The organism is Actinoplanes sp. NPDC048791, from assembly GCF_040650095.1.
Taxonomy (GTDB): domain Bacteria; phylum Actinomycetota; class Actinomycetes; order Mycobacteriales; family Micromonosporaceae; genus Actinoplanes.
The window spans coordinates 1-5,459 of sequence record NZ_JBEZGQ010000578.1; the positions used below are offsets into that span (position 1 = coordinate 1).

Annotated in this window: 6 protein-coding genes and 1 pseudogene; 4 read left to right on the forward strand and 3 right to left on the reverse strand. The window is 71.3% G+C overall.

From position 1 onward, the window contains the following. Nucleotides 1-797 (forward strand): UbiA prenyltransferase family protein (locus AB0C29_RS31510; RefSeq protein ID WP_360827815.1); only part of this gene is annotated, 797 nt, incomplete at its 5' end. Here AB0C29_RS31510 and AB0C29_RS31515 read toward each other — a convergent pair. After that, nucleotides 782-1,270: an inorganic diphosphatase gene (locus AB0C29_RS31515; RefSeq protein WP_360827819.1), complete on the reverse strand. Its 489-nt coding sequence runs from the start codon at nucleotides 1,268-1,270 to the stop codon at nucleotides 782-784. The two genes, AB0C29_RS31510 and AB0C29_RS31515, sit on opposite strands and share 16 nt — an antisense overlap. Before the next feature lie 137 nt (nucleotides 1,271-1,407). On the opposite strand from AB0C29_RS31515, the gene fucP reads away from it, so the two are divergent. Beyond that, a complete protein-coding gene (gene fucP / locus AB0C29_RS31520; protein WP_360827822.1) occupies nucleotides 1,408-2,736 on the forward strand; it encodes an L-fucose:H+ symporter permease in 1,329 nt (442 codons plus the stop codon). After that, nucleotides 2,733-4,019 (forward strand): ABC transporter substrate-binding protein, encoded by a 1,287-nt coding sequence (locus AB0C29_RS31525; RefSeq protein ID WP_360827825.1) that lies wholly within the window; start codon nucleotides 2,733-2,735, stop codon nucleotides 4,017-4,019. Before fucP ends, AB0C29_RS31525 begins: the two co-directional genes overlap by 4 nt. Before the next feature lie 4 nt (nucleotides 4,020-4,023). Here AB0C29_RS31525 and AB0C29_RS31530 read toward each other — a convergent pair whose 3' ends face one another. Then, entirely contained in the window at nucleotides 4,024-4,401 is a 378-nt protein-coding gene (locus AB0C29_RS31530; protein WP_360827828.1) for a VOC family protein, read from the reverse strand. A 127-nt stretch (nucleotides 4,402-4,528) separates the two neighbouring features. On the opposite strand from AB0C29_RS31530, the gene AB0C29_RS31535 reads away from it, so the two are divergent. After that, nucleotides 4,529-5,125 (forward strand): DUF6518 family protein, encoded by a 597-nt coding sequence (locus tag AB0C29_RS31535; protein WP_360827832.1) that lies wholly within the window; start codon nucleotides 4,529-4,531, stop codon nucleotides 5,123-5,125. Between the two features lie 3 nt (nucleotides 5,126-5,128). Here AB0C29_RS31535 and AB0C29_RS31540 read toward each other — a convergent pair. Then, nucleotides 5,129-5,459 (reverse strand): annotated as a pseudogene (locus AB0C29_RS31540) (hypothetical protein); the annotation flags it as partial.

Genomic DNA, 5,459 nt, shown 5'->3' on the forward strand with positions numbered 1-5,459 from the left:
TCGGCACCGTGCTGGCCGGCCACGCCTGGCTGCCCGCCCGCGCCGACACGGCCCGGGCTCTGGTGGCTCTGCTCGTGCTCGGCCCGCTCGTCTGGGGTGCGGTGCTGGCCCAGAACGACCTGCACGACCTGCGCAGCGACCGGGCCAACCCGCGCAAGGCCACCGCTCCCCTGGTCACCGGCGCGGTGTCGGCCGCCCGGCTGCGGCGGTGGTACTACGGCATCGCCGGCGCCGCGATCCTCAGCGCTCTGTTCGTGGGGCCGCTGTTCGTGCTCGGCGTCGCCGGAGTGCTGGCGCTGGGCTGGGCGTACAGCGTGCCGCCGCTGCGGCTCAAGACCCGGCCCGGCTGGGACGTCGTGGTCAACGCGCTGGTCGTCGGGGTCGTCTCGCCGGCGGCGGGCTGGGCGATCACCCGTACGCCGTGGGAGTTCCCGTGGCAGTTCGGGCTCATCGGCCTGCTCTTCGCGGCGGCGCTGTATCTGCCGACGACCGTGACGGATCTGGCCGCCGACGCGGGCGCCGGGGACACCACCTTCGCGGTGCGCTTCGGCGCGCGCTTCGCCCACCGGCTCGGGATCGCTTTGTGGGCCGGGGCGCTCGCGATCTCGATCCTCTGCGCGTGGCTCGACGTGCTGGTGCCGCGGTCCACCCTGACGGCGCAACTGGTGATGGCGCCGGTGCTGCTGGTCGCGTACGCGATCCTCACCCGCCGCCCGACCATCACCAAGCTCGCGCTGATCTCGGTGCTCTTCGGCGTCCCGACGGTCGGCTTCGCCCTCGCCTACGTCGGCTCCTGACCGCCGAAAGCGTCAGTGACCTGGGCCTCCGCCTCGGCCCGGCCGGCCCACCGCTCGCCGCCCACGTCGACGCTCTTGCCCGGCTCGATCGCCTTGTAGATCTCGAAGAAGTGCTGGATCTCCAGCTGCAGGAACGGGTCGAGATCGGTGATCTCGCGCAGCTCCGCGAGGCGGACGTCGGCGGTCGGCACGCACAGGACCTTCGGCGTCGGCCCGTGCTCGTCACTCATCCGGAACATGCCGATCGGCCGGCACCGGATGAGGCAGCCGGGAAAGGTGGGCTCGCGAACCAGCACCAGCGCGTCGAGGGCGTCCTTCTGCGCGGTCCAGGTGCCGTCGATGAAGCCGTAGTCGGCCGGATACTGGGTGGCGGTGAACAGCGTCCGGTCCAGCCGGAGCCGGCCGGTGCGGTGATCGAACACGTACTTGTTGCGAGTTCCCTTGGGGATCTCGATGGTGACGTCGAACTCCATGACCACGCACCCCTTCAGGACCCGCACGCTACACCCAGTGGTTCCCATCGATGAAGTGAAGGGGTAGCGTCGCCGTGATGGATTGGTGACGCTTCGCAATCACGCGGGGTGCTGCCGTCCGGGGCGGAGGTTCGCGGATGCCGAGTATCGCCCCGGCTCCGATCACCGACGACATTGAGGCCGCGCGCGGTCAGCCGCTGCTCGGGCGCGGGATGGTGGTCCTGTTCATCGCCCTCATCGGCTGTTTCACCGCCTGGGGCGTCGCGCAGGACCTGACCACGCCGATGGTGGCCGGTTTCAAGCGCATCTTCGAGATGAGCACCTTCCAGGCCTCGCTCGTGCAGCTCGCCTACTTCGGGGCGTACTTCCTGCTCGCGCTGCCCGCGGCCTTCATCAACCGGCGCTTCGGCTACAAGACCGGCATCCTGACCGGGCTCGGCCTGGCCGCGATCGGCGCCTTCTCGTTCTATCCGGCCAGCAAGATCATGACGTACGAGGCCTTCCTGGTGGCCCTGTTCGCGATGGCCGCCGGCTGCTCGATCCTGGAGACCTCGGCCAACCCGTACGTGCTCTCGCTCGGCCCGGAGCAGACGGCGACGCGGCGGCTCAACCTGGCCCAGGCGTTCAACCCGCTGGGCACCAACATCGGCGTCCTGCTCGCCTCGACGCTGATCCTGCCCAAGCTGGCCGACCCGGTGGACATCGCGACGCTGACCCCGGCCGAGGTGCACACGATCCGGGCGGGTGAGCTGGGTGCGGTCATGGCGCCGTACCTCGGGCTGGCCTTTGTCCTCGTGCTGATCGCCGTGGCGATCGCCAGCCAGAAGGCGCCGCCGATCGTCGAGGAGTTCCCCGACGACGGCCCGCACGAGGGCGGGGTCGGGAGCCTGTTCGGGGTGCTGTGGCGCAACAAGCAGTACCGCTACGGCGTCGTGGCGCAGTTCTTCAACGTGGCGGCCCAGGTCTGCGCGTGGACCTACCTGATCCAGTACGTCCAGCAGGCCCTCGGCGGGAGCCTGGAGAAGGGCGGCTTCTACCTGCAGCTGAGCCTGCTGGTCTTCCTCTTCTCGCGGTTCCTGATGACGTGGGTGATCGGCCGGATCCGGGCGACCAAGGTGCTGGCGGCGCTCGCCGCGCTGGCCGTCGTGCTGTGCGTCTTCGCGATGGTGAGTCCCAACCTGGCGGGCGTCATCGCGGTGGTGAGCCTGTCGTTCTCCCTGTCGCTGATGTTCCCGACGATCTACGGCGTCGCGCTCAAGGGTCTCGGGCCGGCCACCAAGTTCGGCGCCGCCGGGCTGGTGATGGCGATCGTGGGCGGGGCCATCATGCCGGTGGTGCAGGGCACGCTCGTGGACAGCACGAGCGCGGCCTTCTCGTTCATCGTCCCGGCCGTCTGTTTCGCCGTGGTCGGGCTCTACGCGCTCTACGACCTGCGGACCCGGCCGAGCGCGGGGAGGACGGCATGAACACCCGGCGGACCTTGGCGGCCGTGGCCGCGCTGACCGTGCTCGCGGCGAGCGGCTGTGGCAGCGACGGGCCGACCAGCGCCACGACCCAGACCGGCAAGCTCGAAGTCGTGTCGTGGTGGACCTCCGGGTCGGAGGCCGCCGCGCTCGACACCGTCCTGAGCGCGTACCGCCGGAGCGATCCCGGCGTCGACGCCGTCAACGGCGCGGTGGCCGGAGGCGCCGGCTCCCAGGCGATCGTGGCGCTGGCCAAGCGCCTGCAACGTGGTGACCCGCCGGACGTGTGGCAGACCTTCGCCGGTAAGTCGGTGCAGGGCTATGCCGAGCGTGGTGCCGTCCGCGACGTCTCGTCCGTCTACGCCGCCGGCGGGCTGGACGCGACCATGCAGCCGGCGATCCTGGAGTCCGTCCGCCGCAACGGCAAACCGTACGGCGTGCCGACGGGCGCCCACCGCAGCAACGTCCTCTGGTTCAACCCCGCGGTGCTCACCCGGGCCGGCGTCACCCCGCCGAGCGCCGGCTATCCGCTCGCGACCTTCCTGGACGACCTGAAGAAGGTGAAGGCGGCCGGGGCCACGCCGCTGTGCCTGGGTGGCAAGGACCCGTTCACCACCGTCGAGCTGTTCGAGAACGTGCTGCTCAGCACCATCGGCGTGCCGGGCTGGCGGGACATGGCGGCCGACCGGCTCGACTGGCGCAGCGCCCGGGTGGCGTCGGCCCTGCGCACCTTCGGCGGCCTGCTCACCTACGCCGACCCGGAGGCCAGCGGCCTGACCTGGGACGCGGCCACCAAGAAGCTCACCACGGGCGGCTGCGCGTTCGAGTCCATGAACGACTCCGCGTACGGCGAACTCCTCGCCGACGGCGCCAAGGAAGGCACCGATTTCAACGGCGTGGCGTTCCCCGGTACTGACGACAGTTACCTGGCCGTCGTCGACGTCTTCGTCGCCGCGACCCGGGCGGAGAACGCCAAGAACGCCCTCGCCTTCCTGACCGAGATCAGCAAGCCGGAGGTCCAGGTCGCGTTCAGCCGGGCCAAGGGGTCGATCCCGGTGCTGCGCACGGTGGACGTGTCGGCGCTGCCGCCGTACCAGCGCGACGCGTCGAAGACCTTCTGGAGTGCGCCGGTGCTGCTGTCGGTCACCCACGGCGAGTCCATGAGCCCGGCGTTCCAGGAGGGCTTCTACGACGCGGTGGCGACCTACATCCGGACCCGGGACCCGGACGCCTTCGCCGCCGACCTCGAGAACGCCGTCTCCCAGGGCCGGATACCTCAGCGCTGAGGCGTCAGGGCATCAGCCCGTCCCAGGTGGTGAGGCAGAAGGGGTGGCCGGCCGGATCGGCGTAGACGAAGCACTGGCCGCTGTTGGGCTGGAAGTCGTACTTCGTCGCGCCGGCGGCCAGCACCCGGGCCTCGGTCGCCGCGCGGTCGGTGACGAAGAAGTCGAGGTGCATCATGATCGACGAGGCCGGATCGGGCCAGGTCGGTGGGGTGTAGCCGGGGACGCGCTGGAAGTCGATGCGGCCGTTCGGGCCCTGCACCGTGGCCCACTGCTTGTCCCGGCACGTCACCGTGCCGCCGATGACGGCCGCATAGAACTCGGCGAGAGCGCGCGGGTCGGGACAGTCGAGGGTGACGGCACTGAGCCGGATCTGATCGGACATACCGCTACGACGAAGGAACCGGTGCGGAATCGACAGCCCGGTCGGCCTTTCGGCCGATCACGGGGCGGTGATCCCGGTCCGGAGCCCGATCCGCGCGGCCCACCGGATGCCTAAGCTCCCGGAGGTGATGATCAACCGGTACGCCGCGGTGGCGGCGCCCGTCGCCGGCCTCCTGCTCGGGGCGCTCGACTTCGTGTGGATCAAGTACGTGCCGTTCCCGTTCGGCGGGCTGGGCAACTCCCTGGCCGTGTGGGCGGTGGCCGGCTTCCTGTTCACGTACTGGGGGCGGTGGGGCTGGGCGCGGGGCATCGCCGCGGCGGTCGTCATGCTGGTCGTGGCCGTGCCGAGCTACTACCTCGCGGCGGCCGTGATCCAGAACGACGACCTGTCGAACCTGTACAACACCGTGGCCCTCGTGTGGATGGGCTTCGCCGTGATCGCCGGAGTGGTGTTCGGCGGGGCCGGGATCGCCGCGCGGCGCCCGGGACGGTGGCAGACCGCGGCCTCGGCCATGCCCGCGGCCGTCATGTTCGCCGAGGCAGCGGTGCTCGCGCGTCGAGGCGGGGACGAGCCGCTCTGGTCAGCCCTCATCGACGTGGCGCTCGGGGTGCTCCTCACGGTGCTGGTCGTGGACACGTGGCGGCGCCGCCTGGTCGCGCTGCTGCTCGCCGTACCCCTGGCGGTTGTGGGGTTCGCCCTGCTGTCCGTCGCCCGTTTCCAGTAGCCGTCACCGCACCCGGCACGAGGTCGTGGCCGTCGCGGCCGGGTTGCTCTCCGAGGTGACGGTGACCGCGACCCGGGTGCCCCGGGCGCCGGCCGGGCGCTTGACGTAGACGTCCACCGACGCGGTGCGGCCGTTCGCGACGTCGGTGACCGCGCGCGGCAGCCAGGACGTCCAGCCCTTACCGGCCGAGGCCGACACGCGGTAGACGTCCGCGCCGGTGTAGGCGCTGAGCGGACCGGCGGTCGAGGTGGCGCGGCCGGTGTTGCGCTCCGGGATGCGGCAGCGCGCCCAGCCGGACGACGCCACGGCGGCGACGGCCGGGCCGGCCGCCACC